Here is an 18291-nt window from a genome sequence, read left to right as displayed (position 1 = left end):
CTATCGAACATGTCCAGTCTTGATAGATTCATATGTATGCGGCGAGTCGCAATTGTTCCTATACTAGCGGTTCTTCTGATTTCGTTGAGCGGTTGCCGATCGACGACCTCCCCGGAGCCCGCACCCACCAGTCCTGCTACTAAGAAGAACGATGCTGTACCTGTTGAAGTTTCGCCATCGACGGAAGATTCCCTTAAAAGCGATCCCCGGCCTCGTATCGTCTGTTTTGGCGACAGCCTGACAGCAGGCTACGGCACAGAGGCCGGGCAGGCTTATCCCGATTACCTGCAATCCGATCTGGACAGCAAGGGCTATTCGTACAAGGTGGTCAATGCTGGTATCAGCGGCAACACAACAAAAGATGGGGTTGAACGCCTGCCGTCTGTGCTCGCAATGAAACCAGTGCTTGTTGTAGTGGAATTTGGCGGCAATGATGGGCTACGCGGTCTGCGAATTGCTGACACTCGCGCGAATCTCGACAAGATTGTCTCCACGATTACCAGTAGCGGCACAAAGGTGGTGCTCGCTGGAATCACTCTGCCGCCTGACTACGGTCCCGACTACATTCAACAGTTCAACGAAACCTACACACTGCTGGCCCGGCAGTATCGCATTCCGATGCTTCCCTTCCTGCTCAAAGGCGTATTCGGCGTTGACGGCATGATGCAGGCCGACCGTACGCATGCCACAGCACAAGGCAACAAAGTAGTCGCGCAGAATGTTTACTCGCTGATCCAGCCCCAGCTTAAGAAGAGTCGCTAACCCATCACGACGATAGGCTGCATCAGTGTGCCAGCAACACGGCGCCCTATAGCCAGCAGATCGACCGGGCTCGTGAAGATCTTGACCAACGGTGCCTGAGAAAAGTCAGGCAGATTTACCTGCATCCCATTGCGAAGCCTTCCTGCTGTCTGGTCGTCCACAGTAATACTAGGCATTTCAGGAAGAAGTGTCCGTGGATGCGGCAGCCGTGCCTCAATCGCAGCAACCGTTAGTGATTTCAGCTCGTCGACGGTTATTGCCTGGGCTAAAGCAAAGTGACCCGCCTTGGTTCTTCGCAGCGCCGAAAGATGCGCGCCGCAGCCAGCCAACTGGCCCAGCTCATGAGCAACTGAACGTACATAGCCACCGGCAGAGACACACATGGAAAAATTCGCTTCTTCTCCTTCGAGCGAGAGAAGCTCAAAGTTGTGAATCGTAATACGAGCCGCTTTTACCGGAACCTCCACTCCAGCACGCGCCAGCTTGTGGGCAGGCACTCCCTGAATCTTCTTTGCGGAGAAAACGGGCGGAATCTGGTCAATCTCCCCGTGAAAGCAGGTTGCAAGTTCGCGTAATTCTGCGAGCGAATGCGTTAGCGGTTTATGTTCCGCAACAGCTTCGCCTTCGGCATCGAAGGTATTCGTCGCAAAGCCGAAACGTATCGTACCGTCGTAGCTCTTTTCTGATGAATTGAAAAACTGCGCCAGCCGTGTGTACTTCCCAAGCAGAAGAGGTAAAACTCCTGTCGCCATCGGGTCCAGAGTACCCAGATGCCCGATAGAGCGCTCCCCTGTAGCCCGCCGTACGATCGCCACAACATCATGCGACGTCACACCGGCACGTTTATCAACCACTAAAAGTCCATTCATCCCATCAATTAGTTTACTGGCTAAATAGAACTTCCGTTGCGTCGCACCAGCGAGAGGAACTCATTGCGCGTCTGAAGCTGGGTCTTAAAGACGCCTAACATTGCCGAGGTCACCGTAAGGGAGTGCTGTTTCTCTACACCGCGCATCATCATGCAAAGGTGCTGCGCTTCCATAATGATGGCAACTCCCTGCGGATTAATCGCCTCGGTAATTGCTTCGCCGATCTGCCGTGTCAACCGCTCCTGCACCTGCAATCGGCGCGAGAAGACATCGACCAGGCGCGGAATCTTGCTCAGACCGATCACCTTTCCGTTAGGAACGTAGGCAATGTGAGCTTTACCGAAAAAAGGCAACAGATGGTGCTCGCACATAGAGAAAAACTCAATGTCCTTGACGATCACCATCTCGTCGTAATCGACATCGAAGAGAGCACCGTGCAGCACCTCGGTCACGTCCATTTTGTAGCCACGCGTCAGGAAAGCCATCGCCTTTTCCATGCGCTCAGGCGTGCGCAGAAGCCCGTCGCGATTCGGGTCTTCGCCGACGCGAGTGAGAATTTCGCGATAGAGGTCTTGCGTAGAAAACTCGGAAAGCGATGTTGTGTCTAAAGTGCTATTCGTGCGGGCCATATCGATGGGGCCTTTCTATATATCTGTCAGCAACTACAAGGTGCCATTCCAAGGCATCCGGCTGCCTGCATAGTCAAACGAGTTATTACTGGTTTCCTCGACGTGAACATTCTCTAAATGCGCCAGCGCAAACTCTGAGAAGATTCGATATATCTCTTTAGATAGATTCTCCGTTGTTGAGACACGATTCGCAAAACATGGCAGCATGTTGAGATTGGTGTGATCGAAACGGTCCAACAGGTGTGTACGCGCAAAGGCGTCGAGATCGCCAAGATTGCAAACCATCCCCGTTATAGGATCCACCGGGCCGCTCAAAGTCACCTGAACCGTATAGTTGTGACCGTGGCCATGTGGATTATTGCATTTTCCGAAGAGCTCACGATTGCGCGCCTCATCATAGGCATCGGTATGCAGACGATGTGAAGCGCTAAAGTGATAGCGACGCGAGAGATAGGCCTTCATGCGTGTTCTCCGTAAAAGTCAGCGAAGAGATCGGGCATCTCGTACACCCGAACGCGATGCAGCCTTGCATTCGGTATCTTGCCTTCCAGTCTCTTCCAGATCGCGATTGCAATGTTCTCGGTAGTAGGAACCACAGTGCGAAACTCCGGCACTTCGAGATTCAGGTGACGATGGTCGTAGACGCTAACGACCTCGTGCTCGAGGATGTCTTTCAGCTGTTTCAGATCGACGACAAAGCCAGAGACTGGATCGACCTCGCCCGCGACAGTAACCTCCAGTGTGTAGTTGTGTCCGTGACCGTTACGGTTCGCGCACTTGCCGAAGACGCGCTGATTCTCTTCTTCAGACCAGTTGTCGATCCAGTAGTAGTGCGCGGAGGAGAATTCTGCTTTGCGGGTAAGGAAGATCATCTTTACTCTCTTTATTTTGACGTATCTACACCATTCTCGGATGCATTCATTCCTATCGGCTTGTCTTGTAGCTTCTGCCTTTCCATTCAACGGATCGACGCAGGCGATGCTGCATCGTACTGCGGATTAGAAGATAGACAAACAGCGGTATTCCGAGGATTGAAAGCCCTACATCAAAGGCCGGGAAGTTCGAACGCGCCACACGGCTATAAAAACGCCATAATGTTCGAGCCCAGATGAGAAGCAGCGCTCCTCGTTGCCAGGAGACGAGCCATGGAACTCCAAGCGCTAGTGCTGGCAGGCCGAAAAATAGTAAAAAATCCAAAACACGCCACCCAGCGAGATACAAGGGCTGCGGGAATAGTAAAGCTAGATTCTTCGTCCAGCCTTCAATCATATCGCTGGTCGAACGATACATCCGCGTTGCGACCGCCTCAGGAGCGTAGCGGAACCGAATAGGATGACGGTTGCGCTTAAAGTTTCGCGCAAGGGCAACGTCTTCCAGCACGTCACCGCCGACGGCTCGGTGGCCTCCGACCGCAAAGTAGGTTTCGCTCTTAACCAGCAGGAACTGGCCGTTAGCTGCGGCGATGCGGCGTTCCGGATCGTTGACCTCTTTCATGCGATAAACGCTGGCCAGCTCAGAGAATACGAGTGGCATCAATGCGCGCTGCGCGAATCCGGCAACAATCTGTCGCGGTGAGTAGGAGAGCAGTTCGACGTGATGGCGTTCGGCCTCGCGGATGGAGCGCGAGAGGTCGTTCGTTTCATGAATCGTGTCGGCGTCTGTAAATAGCAGCCATGCGCCACGAGCGATCTGCGCGGCGGCCCAGCAGGCATTCGTCTTGCCGGTAAAGCCTCCGCGAGAGCTTGCGTCCAGTGGTGGAGCATCGAGGACGATCAGGCCAGCGTGCTTTGCCGCGAAGTTTGAGGCGATAGCGCGAGTTTGGTCGGTCGAGGCGTCGTTAACAACGATCAGCTCCCAATGACGTCCGAGCTCGAAGCCAAGTTCGGACTGACTCACCAGCGAGGTCAGGCAGGCGGGAAGCGAAGCTTCCTCGTTCCGCGCCGGAATGATGACGGAAAGCTCAATCTCCGGTGAGAGGCTGTCTTGTCCAGCGTTCTGGGTCACGACTTCGTATTATAGAAATCAGGAGCGTATGGTGCGGAAAGCGGTCGTCGGTCTGGCGTTGTTGTTCAGTTTCGGATTCAGTGGCTGTGACCGCGGGCAGCATCCCGAAAAGGTCAATTCCCTTGCGCCCAACTTTTCTATCAGTGATGGGACGCAGTCTGCCGACCTGTCCAAACTCAGGGGCAAGATTGTTCTGGTGAACTTCTGGGCGACGTGGTGCGCACCGTGCATCGATGAACTCCCCACTTTGATGGAGTTACAGCGCCGCATGCCTCAGGTGACTGTTGTGGCAATCAGCCGTGATGAAGATCCCGCTGCCTACAAGCGATTCCTGACGAAATATCACGTCGATCTGCTGACGGTTCGAGACCCTTCGCTCAAGGTTCAGGATCTCTACGGCACGTCTCAGATTCCAGAGACGTATGTGATCGATCGCCAAGGGATGCTTCGGCGCAAATTTGTCTCTGCGCAGAACTGGACCAGTCCCGAAATCATGGAATACCTGTCGAAGCTCTAGCAGGACGAGCTGAGGTCCCGGGACCAGACGGTGCGGATGTCGATGCTGCGCATTCCGGCGCTCTGGGCGGCATGAAGCCCTTCGTCTGAGTCCTCGAACACGATCACTCGGTCAGGCTTGACACGCATGCGGCGTGCAGCCTCCATGTAGACATCCGGCGCGGGCTTTGGCCGGGCGACATCGCTGGCGGTGACAATGGTGTAGAAGAGCGGCCGCAGGCGGGTTTCAATGAGGGTGGCTTCGACGTTTTTGAAGACCCCGTTGGAAGCGACGGCCATGGGAACCTGCCCGAACCACTTGCGGGCTACGTCGGCGACAATCTTAATCTCCTGGATGAGGTTCAGGTTCGCAAGATACGCTTCATTCACGCGTTGGTAGTAATCGGAACGAATAAGAGATGCGACCTTGAAGTCGGACTCGTAGGCGTCAAGCAGGTCGTCGGGGCCGAGTCCCGTACGCTGCTTGTACCATTCGGGACTCATGGTCAGGCCGAGCGGAGCGAGCGCCTGCTGGATGGAGTAGAGGTGCGCAGGGGCGCTGTCGACCAGCGTTCCATCGCAGTCGAAGACGAGCGCGTCAAAGGTCCCTTTCTCCAGCGAGAAGGCCATATAGTTATGAATTCTACTTGCTGGAAATATCACAGCGCCACGGTCCCCACCCGACCATATTTGTGCAAAGTATTCGAAATAAAATAGTTATTTCGACACCCCTGCGTTCCTTCAGGATGTCGAAGCAGCTATCCGGCTAACAGATTCCCTATAAAAAAGAATAGCAGGGTGCCGGTAACTGATCGGCACCCCTAATCACTATCTAAACGCTTTTATTTGAATAAGTTATTAAAAACAGGGACTTGACAAGATTTGCACGGGGAGAGAAAACATCTCTTCGTCGTGACGAATGGCTCCCGCCCAACTACTGGTTGACGCCGCTGGCGAGGAAGCCACCGTCGACGACAAGGATCTCGCCGGTGACGAAGGCCGATGCGTCGGAAGCGAGGAAGATGGCCGAGCCGACGAGCTCCTCGGTCTTGCCGAAACGGCCCATGGGCGTGCGCAGGAGAAGCTCCTTGCCACGCTCGCTCTCGTCGAGCAGCTTTTGATTCAGAGCGGTGCGGAAGACGCCGGGAGCGATCGCGTTGACGGTTACGCCCTTCGAGCTCCACTCAACGGCCAGCGATTTGGTAAGCGCGCCGACGGCGGCCTTGGAGGCGGCATAGGCGGTGACCTCTTTGAGAGAGACGAAGGTGTTGAGCGAAGCGATGTTGATGATGCGTCCGTAGCCGCGCTCGAGCATGTGCTTGCCGAAGATCTGACAGGCGCGCAGAGTGCCGGTCACGTTGGTGTCCATGATGTCATTCCATGTCTCTTCCGAGACGGTGAGCGTCGGCTCGCGCTTGATCTTTCCGGCGGAGTTGATGAGGATATCGACCTTGCCGAACTCTTTGACTGTTCCTTCGAGAAGACTCTCGAGAGAGGCGCGATCACCGACGTCGGAGGTTAAACGCAGGGAGCGGCGGCCCTTGGCCTCAATGGCTCTGGCAGCATCTTCCACCTGTTCGGCGCGGCGGGAGCTGGCGACCACATCCGCTCCGGATTCGGCGAGTCCGATTGCCATTGCCAGGCCGATGCCTGAGGTTCCGCCTACGACTACGGCCGTCTTGCCGGTAAGGTCAAACAACGAGTGCGCCATGGAATACTTTCTCTCCTGCTATGAATTTGTTTTGTTGCCAGAGGATATCTGATTGAGGATGCGGTCGACGACCTCTTCGGGTGCTCGATCGTTCACGATGCGCAATGCGTCTGCGGGCGGTTCCAGCGTGTCGAGCTGGCTCTTGAGCAGATTCGGGTTCATGAACTCGTGGTGACGAGCTGCGAGCCTTTCGGCGATAAGCTGCGGCGAGCCGTCGAGCCAGACAAAGTGCACGGTGCCTTCGGGCATTCCTGCGGCGAGGGTGTCGCGATATTTCTGCTTGAGGGCGGAACAGGCGAGGACACCGCTTTTGCCTGACTGGTACCAGTCCTGCATCAGGCGATTGAGTGTCTCGAGCCAGGGCTGGCGGTCTTCGTCGTTGAGCGGGTGGCCAGCGGCCATCTTCTCTTTGTTGGCGGCGGGGTGATAGTCGTCGGCATCGGCGAAGACGGCACCTGTTCGCTGGGCCAGCAACTCACCGATGGTCGATTTGCCGGAGCCGGTGACCCCCATCAGTACAACGATCATTCCTTACCTCAGGGCTAAAGCCCCTTTTCTCTGCTGAATCTTTTGCGCATGGCTAAGCCGTGCCCTTAACAAAACTATGATCCCAGAAAGATGGGGCGGATGTGTCGATCAAAGAGGTTCGTCGTCACATTTCGCGCGACGACGTCTTCATTCGCCTCAAGCGCCTGGATATAGCGCGGCCCCATTTTGGCGGCGACCTTGAAGCCGACGTGCAACAGTTGGCGCAGGCTGGGATTGTACGCGGGGTTGGATTGATCGTGACGGAGGGCAGAGACGTACTGCTCGCTGGTCCATGCATCGACAGCGTCGGGGGTGGGCAGCTTTGCAACGTCGATGTCGATGACGGTGGCATAAGGCGCGCAAAGCTCCTCGCGGTGGCCGTAGGCTTCGCGATAGACCTCTTTGGCGATGGCGAGTCCCTGCCCGCCTGCTTCGGCCAGGCCGATCAGTTCTTCAAGCCAGGTAGTGCCCGCCGTTTTGACGTGGACACCGGCGCCGGAGCGAGTGATGGCGTTGTGGATGGATTTATAGATGGAGAACTTGTCGGAGCCGGAGTGCACACTGAGCTTGAGGCTGGCGGGCAGACCGTAGGTTTTGACGGCGTAGGCGATAGCAGCGATGTCTTCGTTGAACTCACGGTCGAACTGCTGCACGTCACCAACATAGTCGACGCCTTTGTTGAAGCGACCGGTGAACTTCGGCGCGATGGTCTGAATGGGGATCTTCTCGTCGGCAATGGCGGCAAGAATGATGAGCAGTTCGACGGGAGTTTGGGGCGAATCGGTCTCGTCCATCGAGACTTCGGGGATGAAGCTGCCTGCGGGCTTCTTCTCGGCAAGAAAGCGATAGATACGGCCCGCGTCCTGCACGGCGGCGAGAAACTTGTTGGCGACGGCGGTGACGAAGGCGGCGTCGGTCTTGAAGGGCTCGACAATGCCGGGGATGGTGACGGTGCCGATGAGCTCAGGATGGCGAGCGACGAAGGCACGAACGTCGGCCTCGGCGGCGGGCTTGCCGATCATGTCAGCAACGTCGAGGGTGAAGAAGTCGCACGGGGCGAGGAAGCGCTCGACGGTGTTGAGGTTGATGTGGTCGGCGTCGAGGAAGTAGGGCTTTGTCCAGCCCAGCTGCTTCACCGCAGCGTCAGCAGCCGTGCGCGTCTGGGCAGGGTCGCTGCCGATAATGGTGTGCTCGCGGTTGGACTTGTTCCATACCGGTGACACTTCCACGCCAGCATGAAGTGCCTGGATGCACGCAGCGAGCTGCGCCTTGGCCTGGTGCGCAAAGCGATCGCCAACACCGATCGAGAACCGTGAGAGCTGCGGGACTTTACTGTCACTCATTATTTTTCCTGTCTGAATCTTCTAGTGGTCCAACCAATTTTACACGGACAGAATACGCATCCGCCATGTGTCACGCAAATCGATCCATCCTGGCTAATCTTTGAAGCGTCCGCGATAAGCCCACAAACCGAGGCCGGGGTTGGAGATGTAGAAGATCTCTTCGCCGTCGACAATGTTCCAGCCGTCTTTGAGCTTTTCGGGGTTGTACTTGGCCATGTAGGTGGCGAGGTCGCCGTACTGGAAGTGGACGCTCTCGATCTCCTGCCGGGTGAGATGGCCGGGACAGTAGCGGATGGTGAAGCGCCCTTCGCTGGAGCCGTGGATGAGATGCGCGGCAGCGGAGAGGTTGCCGGCGAGTGCGGGATCTTCCTTCACGTACTCGAGCGTCTTCGGCGTACCGCAGTAGCCGTACTTGCGGATAAGCTTGTCGATAGCGGGGTCTTCGCCGAACTCGTGAACGGCAGGGGCGAGGACGATGAGTTCAGCATTGTCGGCCAGAGCCATGCGGGTGCGGTAGACGCTCTTGTTGCCGAGCCATGTGGAGCGGAACTCGTGCGGGTCGAGGAAGACCACAGCCTTTTTGATCTCGCGGTCGAGCATCTGGAAGTTGACCTGGAGCGCGAGCTTGGCCGCGAGATCGAAGCATTCGGCATCGTCGCCGATGAAAAGGCCGCGGACGGCAAGCTTTCCATCAGCGTTTTTGCCGACGACGGTATGAACGTAGACGATGGGCAGGTTGGTGGCGAAGTGATCGCTGGCGTAGTTGAGCACGCGGCGGACGGGAGTGTCGGCACGACCCATCATGCGTTCCATGCCATAGACAGCACCGAGGAAGTGCGAGCGGTGGATGCCCATGGAACCGCCGGTGCCGACGAAGATGTTTTTGTTGTAATTGGCCATGCCGACGACTTCGTGAGGGACGACTTGTCCGATCGACAAGATGAGGTCATGTCCGCCGTCGCGGAGGAGCTTGTTGACCTGTGCGGGCCAAGGATAGTCGACTTTGCCTTCAGAGACTTCGTAGAGGAAGGAACCAGGGACTTCGCCAAGAGTGACAACGTCGTTGCGCCAGTCATGGACACGGAAGAGATCGCGCGGCGTGGCTCCATACATGGTGGCAATTTCGGAATCGGTCATGGCCTTGTGCGTTCCGAGTGCAGGGAGGACGTCGGTGAGGCGTGAGCCGTAGTATTGCCAGGCGAGTTCGGTGAGCACGCCAGCCTGCGAGTGGAAGCGGGTGAAGTCAGGCGGGACGGCGAGAACTTTATTCTTCTTTCCGAGTGCATCCAATGCAGAGAAGAGGTGGGTGCGAAGATCGTCGGCCGACATCTCGGTAGTCGGACTGCCGGCGGCAAAATAAAGGCTCATGGCATTTCATCTTACGCTTGTGAAGAGCGTGGTAAAACCAGTTGCGAACCAAGGAGAACAGGGATGGTGGAACAGGATATTCAGCTGACGACGGCCGATGGAGTAACGGACGCTGTGCTTTTTACTCCAGACGCGTCGAAGGCTCTGCCGGGCATACTGCATATTCCGGATATCGGAAGCATTCGGGAGATCCAGCGAGCGATGGCACGGAGGCTTGCTGCCGAGGGATACACCGTGCTGCTGCCGAATCCGTTTTATCGCACGAGCAGGCCGCCGGTATTTCCGCCGGAGGCCAAGCATGGCACCCCGGAGAGGACGAAGCGGTTGCAAGAGTTGAGCTCTCCGTTAACGCCGGAGAGGATGACGCAGGATTTGGCTGTCTATCTGGACTACCTGACAGGGCAGCCGACGACGGATAAAGGCAAGATTGGCGTAGTCGGGTACTGCATTGGAGGTGGGATGGCGCTGCGTGCTGCGGCGGTGATGCCGGATCGTGTGGGTGCAGTGGCGTCGTTCCATGGTGGTGGACTCTATAAGGCAGATAACCCGGCAAGCCCACATCTCGTGCTGTCACAGGTGAAGGCGCAGCTCTACTTTGGACATGCAAGCGAAGATGGCAGCATGACGGCGGACGATATTGCACACTTCGAAGAGAAGCTGAAGGAATGGGGAGGCATCTACGAAAGCGAGACCTATCCGGCGCGGCATGGATGGACGGTCTCGGATAATCCGGCATACAACCATGCAGAGGCGGAGAGGGCTTACGTGAAGATGACGGCGTTGTTCAAAGCGGCGCTCCGCTGACGGTTGTGACAGAAATGCGGAGTTTCTCGGTTACGCGCGTTGAGCTTCGCTCGGAAGACACTTCATCAAGAGTAGCGATCGCTTGAAAGTCTCTCTAAAGAAAGAAGGCATGGCCTAAGCCATGCCTCTTGTTTGGTGTCGCGAAGGCTAGAGTTTGTAGGCCTTCCTGACGAGGGTGACGGTCAGGTCCTTGATGACTTCGAAGGCCTCATTCTCATCGAGACGGTGCTCGGTGACCAGGCGGCCGAGGAAGGCGCTGTCGATGCGGCGGGCTACATCATGGCGCGAGGGGATGGAAAGGAAGGCGCGGGTATCGTCGTTGAAGCCGACGGTGTTGTAGAAACCCGCCGTCTCGGTGGCTGTCTCGCGGAAGCGCATCATGCCTTCTGGCGAGTCATGGAACCACCACGGCGGACCGAGCCGGAGCACAGGATAGTGTCCTGCCAGCGGAGCAAGCTCGCGCGAGAATGTGGACTCGTCGAGCGTGAAGAGAATGAAGGTGAAGTTAGTCGAGTTGCCGTACTTGTTCAGCAGAGGGCGCAGGTTGCGAACGTACTCAGTGGGCGATGGAATGTCGGCGCCTTTGTCGCGGCCGAACTTCTCGTAGAGCGGCTTGTTGTGATTGCGGATGCTGCCTGGGTGGAGCTGCATCGTGAGGCCATCCTCGGCGGACATACCAGCCATCTCGGTGAGCATCTGCGCCTGGAACAGCTGCTGCTCCTCGGCAGACGACTTACCGGACAGGATCCGCTGGTAGAGCGACTCGGCCGTCTGGGGGTCGAGGTCGGCGGTCATCGCGGAGACGTGACCGTGATCGGTCGCCGTAGCCCCCATGGTGATGAAGAACTCGCGACGCTTGCGGAGAGCGTTGAGGTAGCCCTTGAAGGTACCGATGTTTTCGCCGGTGATGGAGCCAAGCTTCTCGATGTTCTCGACGAAGCCGGAGTATTCGGCGTCGATGACGGCGTCGGGGCGGAAGGTTGGCAGGACTCTTCCCTTCCAGCCGGACTCGCGAATAGCTTTGTGATACTCGAGCGTATCGAGAGGCGAGTCGGTGGTAGAGATGACCTCGATGCGGAACTTCTCATAAAGTGCGCGAGGACGAAACTCTGGCGTCTGAAGCTTCTTGTCGATGATGTCGTAGTACTGATCGGCGTTACCGGGATTGAGACGTTCCTTGAGACCGAAGTTTTCGCTCAGCGAGTAATCGAACCAGAGACGTGTGGGCGTTCCACGGAAGAGGTAATAGTGCTTCGCGAAGATGCGCCAGACTTCGCGGGGATCGACTGGCTGCGGCTTGCCATCTGCTTGAGGGATGCCGAGCGACTCGAGCGAGACTCCCTGGGAGTAGAGCATGCGGAAGATGTAATGGTCCGGCTGGATAAAGAGTGCCGCCGGATTGGGAAAGGCTTCATCTTTGGCAAACCATGCCGGATCGGTATGGCCGTGCGGAGAGATGATGGGGAGATCACGAACCGTCTCGTACAAGCTGGCAGCGACTTTGCGCGCTGCCGGTTCGGAGGGAAACAACCGCATGGGATCAAGCATGAAAAAACACCTCTGGATAAAACGCTTATGTCTTCAAAGACCTCATCTTACGTTTTGCCGGAGACATCTTTCCAGAATTAGGTTTGACTCCGAACAAAAAGCAGAGAAAAAGCTTAACAAATTGAGGACAATTGGTCGACCACTTTTGCACATATTCAACAAAGAAGAAAGGCGCCCGAAATCGGGGCGCCCTCAAAACTTCTCAACGATGAAGCCTTTAGTAAGAAACTGCTATGCACGAAGTCTCGGGACCTGGGCTTGTAGCTGTAACACCTGAAGTCGTTTGCGCAGATATTTGGGACTGCGGATTGCAAACTGTAACGTAATTCGTATTGCTAAATCCCGATGGCCACGTGAGAGAACAGGTATATGTACTACCATCTCCATTTATATTGCACGCATTGGTCACTGCTGCTTGCACCGTAGGTGAACTTTGGGCGTGAACGGGAATGGTTTTCCCAAAATGATTCCCTACAAACAGGAAACCACCGATCAATACCAGTGTTGATAACACTATCTGCGCAACTCGAATCTTCATGTGTTTACTCCCTGGTTAGATTTATGGATTTGCGTTACAAATAACCTCGCTTCCAGCACCGCCACGATAGTTCGACACTGATTAAGACTTGACGATTCCAGTATTAACTTCACGCAAAATGAATGGCTGGGTGATTTGTCTTCACCCAGCCATTCATTTTCTACTTCTATTGATGTTACGGGATGTAGTAACGCATACCGGTGAAGACCATGTTGTTGGTCCCCTTCGGTGCGCCGCCTACGCCGGTCCAGGCCTCGCGGGTCAGGTAGCTGTACTGTCCCTGATACTGCAGGCGGCCGAACTTGGGGTTGGAGTAGACACGATAGGTGAAGCCCAGGGTACCCTGAATAACTGCGCGGGTTGCACCCAAGCATGTTGCACTTGAGGGAGTTCCAGGGTTGTATGGAGCTCCACCGGCAAGACCGTTGCCGGTGCTGGTCGGAAGAGTCTCGGTGTTGCAACCAGCATTCGAGGCAGAGATAGGAGCATAGCCAACGAGCTTACCTACCTGAGGACCTGAGGTCGCAAGATAGGTCGTGCGCTGCGCATACTCGCCACCGGCATAGCCCCAGACGTCAAGCTTCGGCGTTACGTGTCCCTCAAGCGAGATGAGTCCCTGATCGGCCTTGATGGGAGCCAGGGTGCCATCGGGGTGAACAGTGATATCAGGCAGCGTCGAGGTTCCGTAGCGGCCTACGCCGGTACCGGTCAGCAGGTGGACACCCACGTCGAGGTACTTCGTCGCGGGCACGCGGATGTTGGCGAAGAAACCGCCACCGGTCTTAGTGTCGTTGAGCGCGCCGACTGTACTTCCAACCGGAATGCCTCCGCTAAGCGAGGTGACCCCAGGGTAGTAGCGATCGCGGAACCAGCGAGCGAGGCCACCGACTTCGAAGTGTCCGTACTTGGCATCGTAGGTACCCTTGACGATGACATCGGGAGCGACGTTGTTGGAGTAGTTCGCCGTGAGGTTGTAGAGACCGCCGCCCGCACCGGCGTTGCCGATGAAAAAGTTTGCAGGAGAGTTGGAAGCCGAGTAGATGTACTCAGCCTGCTCGAGCGAAGCCGCAGCGGTGAAACCACCGAGCTTCTGCTGGAAGCGGATCGAAGGCTGACGAGCCCAGCTGAAACCGACGTGGTACTGAGCATCGATCACCATGGGCAGGTTCTCGGTGCGGTTGTCCGTCGACTTCTTGGTTTCGGTAACGAGCGACCACATCTGACCGCCGGTTACAGCGAAGCCGCTCTTGGTTGCGGCCTGGCCCCAGATCTGACGCTGGCGAAGGGTGTAGCTGTTGCTCTGGTTCTCGTTGGAGGTAGCACCTGCCGAGAGGAAGTCGGCTTCGACGTAGCCGGAGAGCTTGAACGGACCGGTGTTGCCTTCGAAAAGGCCACCGACGCGGCTCTGGCGTCCGGAGAAGTTCAACTCGCTGACGCGGGATTGAGCGGCTCCCATATAGGGTGTCGCGTTGAAAGGTGTGTTGACGTCCGAGTTCATCGCGCGTGAACGCCACACTGTTTCAAATGCGAAGAAAGCCACCGGGGTAATGGTGATTCCCTTGTAGTGCAGCGTGGTCGGCGACTCGATTGCGGAGTTGAACTCGCGCTTGGTGTCGCTCAGCGTCTGCGCAAGACCGACATTGGCGATCTTCAGGTCGTTGACCGAGCTGGAGAGAGTGTCCATCTGGTCATGATTGGCCTGGATGGCGGTCAGAGCGTTTTGTGCTTGGGTTGCAGCCGCAGCAGCCGAGGCATTGGCAGCCTGAGCATCCTGCGACGTTGTGGTCAGCTTCGCATCCTTATCGGCAAGTTGCTGCTTCAAGGAATCGATCTGAGCCTGTTGGGCCTGCATCTGCTCACGCAGCTCGCGTAGCGTACGTTCAAGCGGCGTCTCGGCCTTCTTCTTGACGACCTTTTTCGTCGTCCTGGCTGGAGTTCCCGTTTGCGCCTGCATCGACACTGTACTAATAACCAGCATCGCGGCTACGGCGGCTCGTAAATGTTTCGTCATGGATCCTCGCAAGTGAGTTCCAGCAAACAAGGAGAAACAGAGATGGAGAACTCGGATTTTTCTGTACCGCAATCCGTAGTTGCGCTGATCCTTACCTTTTTTGCCGTTGGGATTATCGTGGCAAAGTTGTGTGAACAGACAGAGAATTTGCACGGCATTCATAAAAAAAGCCAGTGAAATTAGACCCTCGCCGATAAAAGCGAAATCGATGTTCGCACGGCGATATCAAGCGCAACCTCCGTATATGCGGTGACTTGGTATACCGTTATCCCCATGCAATTTTTCCGCGTCGCAGGATTGCTTCTCGTCTCTTTTGCCATCCCTTCTATTGCCCAGTCATCGCTAAAGCTGATCCCGGTTCCGCGTGAAGTAAAGTCTGCTGCCGTCCAGCCACTTTCCCAGGGAGTACAGATCAGCTGTGGCTCCCCGTGCGCGGCCGAGGACCAGTTAGCGATCGATGACCTGAAGAGTTACCTTGCCTCGCAAGGCATCGCCGTCAGCGCATCCTCGCCGGTCAATATTCTGGTGACTCGTTATGGCTCACCGATCTCGCGGTCTATCCTTGCCGACGCTTCAGGCAAACAAGGCACTCCTGGGCCAGTGGACTTCCCTGCCGAGATGAAGGCCGAAGGCTATGCCATCATCCCGGACGGCAAGGGGCTGGCCATTACGGCAGCCAGCGACGCTGGCATCTTTTATGCGATTCAGACGGTCAAGCAGATGTTTTTGGGTAATGGGACTAACGCAGTGCTGCGTACGGCAACGATCCGCGACTGGCCAGCAATGCGCTACCGCGGATTGAGCGACGACCTCTCTCGCGGACCCGTGCCGACCTTCGAGTTTCAGAAGAAGCAGATCCGCGTGCTGGCGGCCTACAAGCTGAATATCTATTCGCCGTACTTCGAGCACACGATGCAGTACACGGGCCATCCTTTAATGGCGCCTCCCGGCGGAACGCTGACGCAGGCCCAGGCGCGCGAGCTGGTGGCCTACGCGGCGAAGTATCACATCACCATCATCCCCGAGCAGGAGGCCTTCGGGCATCTGCACTATCTGCTGGACTGGGAGAAGTATTCGCCAATTGCCGAGACGCCGCACGGGCATGTGCTGGCTCCTGCTCAGCCGGAGGCGCAGAAGCTGACGCACGACATGTTCAACGAGCTGGCGCAGATCTTCCCCGGCCCCTTCCTGCATCTGGGAGCCGACGAAACAGTCGAGCTGGGTAAAGGGCAGACGAAGGCAGCCGTCGACTCACAAGGACTCGGGCAGGTCTATCTCGACTTTCTCGAAAAGATTGTGGCTGATCTAAAGCCGCTGAATCGCAAGCTGCTGTTCTGGGGAGATATTGCTTATAAGGAGCCTGATCTGCTGAAGCAGGTTCCACCGTCCTTCAAACAGGCTACGATCGCTGTGCCGTGGGAGTACAACCCACAGCCCAAGGGCTTTACGCGCTACATCAAGCCCTTTACCGATGCCGGTTTTGAGACGTGGGTGGCTCCAGGCATTAACAACTGGTCGCGCGTCTATCCGAACTGGAACAACGGGCTGGCCAATATCCAGCAATTCACGCTCGATGGGCAGAAGCTGGGCGCAACGGGTCAGCTCAATACAATCTGGGATGACGACGGCGAGGCCCTATCCAATGCCAACTGGTACGGCATTCTGTTTGGGGCTGAGGCGGCGTGGCATCAGGGCGAGGCTTCGATCCCGACATTCCAATCCAGCTTTGGCGAAAACTTCCACGGCGATACGACCGGCAAGATCGACCAGGCGCAGCAGGAGATCATGGCGGCGCATAAGTTGCTGAAAGATTCTCCCTATAAGACCGATGCCCAGGATCTGCTCTTTTGGCAGGACCCGTGGAATGCGGATGGCCAACGGATCGCTCCGCAAATCAGAGCGATTCTCCCTGAGCTGCGTCTACATGCGGAGCGTGCGCTGACGCTGGTGGCTGAGGCGCGCAACGCAAACCCGAACCTGCGCGAGAGCGACGCTCTCGATGTGCTGGAGCTTGGTGCGCGCCGCATGGATCTGATCGGGCTGAAGTTCCAGATCTCCGACGAGATCGCAGCGAGTTATGCACATGCCTATGCCTTGCAGGGCTCGAAGAAGAAGGAAGACCGCGAAGATGTAGCCCGCGAGCTGAACCTGATCAATGGAGTCAACGGCAGGCTGCAGGATATGCGCAACAACTATTCCCTGCTGCGCGACTTGTACGAGCAGGCGTGGTTGAAGAGCAACCGCACCTACTTCCTGCGCAATAATCTGGAGCGTTATGACTTCACGATTCAGATGTGGCTCGGCCGAATCGACAAGATGCGCACGGCACAGCGCCAGTGGGCCAACTCACAGACGGTTCCCCCGGCCTCCGATATCGGTATCCCGGCTCCTCCCGCGAACTAAACCACAACAGTTGGATTTCGCGTTAATCTAAAAGAGACCACAATCTAGCAGGAAGCCCTCTGGGCGGCTTTGTAAAACTTTCCAGGAATAGACATGTATCAGACACTTGCAGCTCGCCGCCTCGTTACCTCATCCGGAATCGTCGAATACCCTCTGATCACACTCGACAACGAAGGCTTTATCGCCAGTATCGAGCCTGGCGCTGCGCCCCACACAGAAGAAGCGACGCTGACCTCGACCTTCTTCGACATTCACACGCACGGCGGGGCAAATCACGACGTGATGGAAGGCACCCCCGAAGCGCTCGACATTGTGAGCCGCTTCCATGCCGGCAACGGTGTTGGTCACTATCTCCCGACTACGGTGACAGCGCCCATCGATAAGACACTCTCCTCGCTCGACGGCATCGCCAATGCGATTGACGCTCCGCATGATCCACGCACGGCACGTCCCATCGGTATTCATCTGGAGGGGCCGTTTATCTCGCATGCGAAGCGCGGTGTGCATCCGCCTGCCGATATTCTGCCTCCCGACATTGCTCTCTTCGATCGCTTTCAACAGGCGGCACGGGGACACATCCGCCTGATCACCATTGCACCGGAGGTGCCGGGGGCCATCGATCTGATCCGCCATTGCATCGCCAGAGGTGTACACGTCAGCATTGGCCATAGCAATGCTCTCAGCGAGGAAGCACGGACTGCCATCGACGCCGGCGCCAAAAGCGCGACGCACACCTACAACGCGATGCGGGCGCTGGACCACCGTGAGCCGGGCATCCTGGGTGTGGTTCTGGATTCTGAAAAGCTTTTCGCCGAGCTGATCTGCGACGGCGTGCACGTTGCACCAGAGCTTGTTCGCCTGTGGTTTAAGGCTAAAGGACCCGAGCGCGCTATTCTCGTCACCGACAGCATGGCCGCCGCCGGGATGCCTGAGGGCGATTACATGCTGGGGACCTTCGCGGTAAAGGTCGCGAATGGCCGTGCATTTGCTGCCGACGACCTGACGCACGGCAAGGAGACGCTGGCAGGAAGCGTGCTTACGCTCAACCGGGCTGTCGCAAACTTGCAGCATTTCACTGGAGCTCCGCTGGAGGTTGCGGCACGGCTTGCCTCATCGAATCCTGCGGCGATGCTTGGGGTGGAAGACGTCGCCTCGGCCATCGCGCCCGGGAAACCGGCGAACTTCAATCTCTTCAACTCCGCCGGAAAGCTGGAGAAGACGCTGCTGCACGGTGTGCCCGTCGCCTGACGGGTACGCCATTCAGACGATGCAGAAAGC

The 18291-nt window shown here is 56.8% G+C and carries 18 protein-coding genes; 6 read left to right on the top strand and 12 right to left on the bottom strand.

What is annotated here, in order from left to right:
• Positions 1-36 precede the first annotated feature (36 nt).
• On the top strand, positions 37-762 hold the full coding sequence (locus KFE13_RS18350) for an arylesterase (protein WP_260705040.1): 726 nt from the start codon (positions 37-39) through the stop codon (positions 760-762).
• Here KFE13_RS18350 and truB read toward each other — a convergent pair.
• Genes truB through KFE13_RS18325 form a run of 5 tightly spaced genes read right to left on the bottom strand, consistent with a single transcriptional unit; the run spans position 759 to position 4264 of the window.
• Positions 759-1631 (bottom strand): tRNA pseudouridine(55) synthase TruB, encoded by an 873-nt coding sequence (truB, locus tag KFE13_RS18345; RefSeq protein WP_260705039.1) that lies wholly within the window; start codon positions 1629-1631, stop codon positions 759-761. The genes KFE13_RS18350 and truB overlap by 4 nt on opposite strands.
• A 20-nt stretch (positions 1632-1651) precedes the next feature.
• Positions 1652-2260 (bottom strand): GTP cyclohydrolase I FolE, encoded by a 609-nt coding sequence (gene folE / locus KFE13_RS18340; RefSeq protein ID WP_260705038.1) that lies wholly within the window; start codon positions 2258-2260, stop codon positions 1652-1654.
• 33 nt (positions 2261-2293) lie between these two features.
• Positions 2294-2722, bottom strand: coding sequence for a 6-carboxytetrahydropterin synthase (locus tag KFE13_RS18335; protein WP_260705037.1), 429 nt, complete (start codon positions 2720-2722; stop codon positions 2294-2296).
• Entirely contained in the window at positions 2719-3132 is a 414-nt protein-coding gene (locus KFE13_RS18330) for a 6-pyruvoyl trahydropterin synthase family protein (protein ID WP_260705036.1), read from the bottom strand. The genes KFE13_RS18335 and KFE13_RS18330 overlap by 4 nt, the downstream gene beginning before the upstream one ends.
• A gap of 52 nt (positions 3133-3184) precedes the next feature.
• Positions 3185-4264 carry a glycosyltransferase gene (locus KFE13_RS18325; protein ID WP_260705035.1) on the bottom strand — a complete coding sequence of 360 codons (1080 nt, stop codon included), beginning with the start codon at positions 4262-4264 and terminating at the stop codon, positions 3185-3187.
• 28 nt (positions 4265-4292) lie between these two features.
• Here KFE13_RS18325 and KFE13_RS18320 point away from each other — a divergent pair, with 28 nt between their 5' ends.
• A complete protein-coding gene (locus tag KFE13_RS18320; protein ID WP_260705034.1) occupies positions 4293-4781 on the top strand; it encodes a TlpA family protein disulfide reductase in 489 nt (162 codons plus the stop codon).
• On the opposite strand, the gene KFE13_RS18315 is transcribed toward KFE13_RS18320, so the two are convergent.
• From KFE13_RS18315 to KFE13_RS18295, 5 genes are all read right to left on the bottom strand, one after another.
• Complete coding sequence (locus KFE13_RS18315; RefSeq protein WP_260705033.1) at positions 4778-5389, bottom strand: HAD family hydrolase; 612 nt, start codon at positions 5387-5389, stop codon at positions 4778-4780. The two genes, KFE13_RS18320 and KFE13_RS18315, sit on opposite strands and share 4 nt — an antisense overlap.
• Positions 5390-5693: 304 nt before the next feature.
• On the bottom strand, positions 5694-6470 hold the full coding sequence (locus KFE13_RS18310) for an SDR family NAD(P)-dependent oxidoreductase (RefSeq protein WP_260705032.1): 777 nt from the start codon (positions 6468-6470) through the stop codon (positions 5694-5696).
• Positions 6471-6488: 18 nt separating this feature from the next.
• On the bottom strand, positions 6489-6998 hold the full coding sequence (locus tag KFE13_RS18305; RefSeq protein WP_260705031.1) for a gluconokinase: 510 nt from the start codon (positions 6996-6998) through the stop codon (positions 6489-6491).
• A 74-nt stretch (positions 6999-7072) separates the two neighbouring features.
• Complete coding sequence (locus KFE13_RS18300) at positions 7073-8341, bottom strand: tagaturonate epimerase family protein (protein WP_260705030.1); 1269 nt, start codon at positions 8339-8341, stop codon at positions 7073-7075.
• Between the two features lie 93 nt (positions 8342-8434).
• Positions 8435-9709, bottom strand: a complete 1275-nt coding sequence (locus tag KFE13_RS18295) for a lactate racemase domain-containing protein (RefSeq protein ID WP_260705029.1) — start codon at positions 9707-9709, stop codon at positions 8435-8437.
• Positions 9710-9772: 63 nt separating this feature from the next.
• Here KFE13_RS18295 and KFE13_RS18290 point away from each other — a divergent pair, with 63 nt between their 5' ends.
• On the top strand, positions 9773-10513 hold the full coding sequence (locus KFE13_RS18290) for a dienelactone hydrolase family protein (RefSeq protein WP_260705028.1): 741 nt from the start codon (positions 9773-9775) through the stop codon (positions 10511-10513).
• 147 nt (positions 10514-10660) lie between these two features.
• On the opposite strand, the gene uxaC is transcribed toward KFE13_RS18290, so the two are convergent.
• Entirely contained in the window at positions 10661-12061 is a 1401-nt protein-coding gene (gene uxaC / locus KFE13_RS18285; protein ID WP_260705027.1) for a glucuronate isomerase, read from the bottom strand.
• A 713-nt stretch (positions 12062-12774) separates the two neighbouring features.
• The gene (locus KFE13_RS18280) at positions 12775-14610 is read right to left on the bottom strand and encodes a hypothetical protein (RefSeq protein ID WP_260705026.1); all 1836 of its coding nucleotides are present in this window, start codon (positions 14608-14610) and stop codon (positions 12775-12777) included.
• 42 nt (positions 14611-14652) lie between these two features.
• On the opposite strand from KFE13_RS18280, the gene KFE13_RS18275 reads away from it, so the two are divergent.
• The 3 genes from KFE13_RS18275 to nagA all read left to right on the top strand — a co-directional run bounded on the left by KFE13_RS18275 (position 14653) and on the right by nagA (position 18261).
• Positions 14653-14787 (top strand): hypothetical protein, encoded by a 135-nt coding sequence (locus tag KFE13_RS18275; RefSeq protein WP_260705025.1) that lies wholly within the window; start codon positions 14653-14655, stop codon positions 14785-14787.
• Between the two features lie 96 nt (positions 14788-14883).
• Entirely contained in the window at positions 14884-17013 is a 2130-nt protein-coding gene (locus tag KFE13_RS18270) for a beta-N-acetylhexosaminidase (RefSeq protein ID WP_260705024.1), read from the top strand.
• Between the two features lie 93 nt (positions 17014-17106).
• Positions 17107-18261 carry an N-acetylglucosamine-6-phosphate deacetylase gene (nagA, locus tag KFE13_RS18265; protein WP_260705023.1) on the top strand — a complete coding sequence of 385 codons (1155 nt, stop codon included), beginning with the start codon at positions 17107-17109 and terminating at the stop codon, positions 18259-18261.
• The last annotated feature ends 30 nt before the right edge of the window (positions 18262-18291 follow it).

The organism is Edaphobacter flagellatus (genome assembly GCF_025264665.1).
In the GTDB taxonomy this organism is placed as follows: domain Bacteria; phylum Acidobacteriota; class Terriglobia; order Terriglobales; family Acidobacteriaceae; genus Edaphobacter; species Edaphobacter flagellatus.
Note: the sequence above shows the minus strand (reverse complement) of the source record. Positions and strands in the feature narration are given on the sequence as shown.

What these genes read in the sequence shown, in the direction of transcription:
- KFE13_RS18315 (WP_260705033.1), bottom strand. Translation starts at nt 5,389, where the DNA reads ATGGCCTTCTCGCTGGAGAAAGGGACCTTTGACGCGCTCGTCTTCGAC.
- truB (WP_260705039.1), bottom strand. Translation starts at nt 1,631, where the DNA reads ATGAATGGACTTTTAGTGGTTGATAAACGTGCCGGTGTGACGTCGCAT.
- KFE13_RS18300 (WP_260705030.1), bottom strand. Translation starts at nt 8,341, where the DNA reads ATGAGTGACAGTAAAGTCCCGCAGCTCTCACGGTTCTCGATCGGTGTT.
- KFE13_RS18310 (WP_260705032.1), bottom strand. Translation starts at nt 6,470, where the DNA reads ATGGCGCACTCGTTGTTTGACCTTACCGGCAAGACGGCCGTAGTCGTA.
- KFE13_RS18330 (WP_260705036.1), bottom strand. Translation starts at nt 3,132, where the DNA reads ATGATCTTCCTTACCCGCAAAGCAGAATTCTCCTCCGCGCACTACTAC.
- folE (WP_260705038.1), bottom strand. Translation starts at nt 2,260, where the DNA reads ATGGCCCGCACGAATAGCACTTTAGACACAACATCGCTTTCCGAGTTT.
- KFE13_RS18305 (WP_260705031.1), bottom strand. Translation starts at nt 6,998, where the DNA reads ATGATCGTTGTACTGATGGGGGTCACCGGCTCCGGCAAATCGACCATC.
- KFE13_RS18320 (WP_260705034.1), top strand. Translation starts at nt 4,293, where the DNA reads ATGGTGCGGAAAGCGGTCGTCGGTCTGGCGTTGTTGTTCAGTTTCGGA.
- nagA (WP_260705023.1), top strand. Translation starts at nt 17,107, where the DNA reads ATGTATCAGACACTTGCAGCTCGCCGCCTCGTTACCTCATCCGGAATC.
- KFE13_RS18280 (WP_260705026.1), bottom strand. Translation starts at nt 14,610, where the DNA reads ATGACGAAACATTTACGAGCCGCCGTAGCCGCGATGCTGGTTATTAGT.
- KFE13_RS18290 (WP_260705028.1), top strand. Translation starts at nt 9,773, where the DNA reads ATGGTGGAACAGGATATTCAGCTGACGACGGCCGATGGAGTAACGGAC.
- KFE13_RS18295 (WP_260705029.1), bottom strand. Translation starts at nt 9,709, where the DNA reads ATGAGCCTTTATTTTGCCGCCGGCAGTCCGACTACCGAGATGTCGGCC.
- KFE13_RS18335 (WP_260705037.1), bottom strand. Translation starts at nt 2,722, where the DNA reads ATGAAGGCCTATCTCTCGCGTCGCTATCACTTTAGCGCTTCACATCGT.
- KFE13_RS18350 (WP_260705040.1), top strand. Translation starts at nt 37, where the DNA reads ATGCGGCGAGTCGCAATTGTTCCTATACTAGCGGTTCTTCTGATTTCG.
- KFE13_RS18270 (WP_260705024.1), top strand. Translation starts at nt 14,884, where the DNA reads ATGCAATTTTTCCGCGTCGCAGGATTGCTTCTCGTCTCTTTTGCCATC.
- uxaC (WP_260705027.1), bottom strand. Translation starts at nt 12,061, where the DNA reads ATGCTTGATCCCATGCGGTTGTTTCCCTCCGAACCGGCAGCGCGCAAA.
- KFE13_RS18275 (WP_260705025.1), top strand. Translation starts at nt 14,653, where the DNA reads ATGGAGAACTCGGATTTTTCTGTACCGCAATCCGTAGTTGCGCTGATC.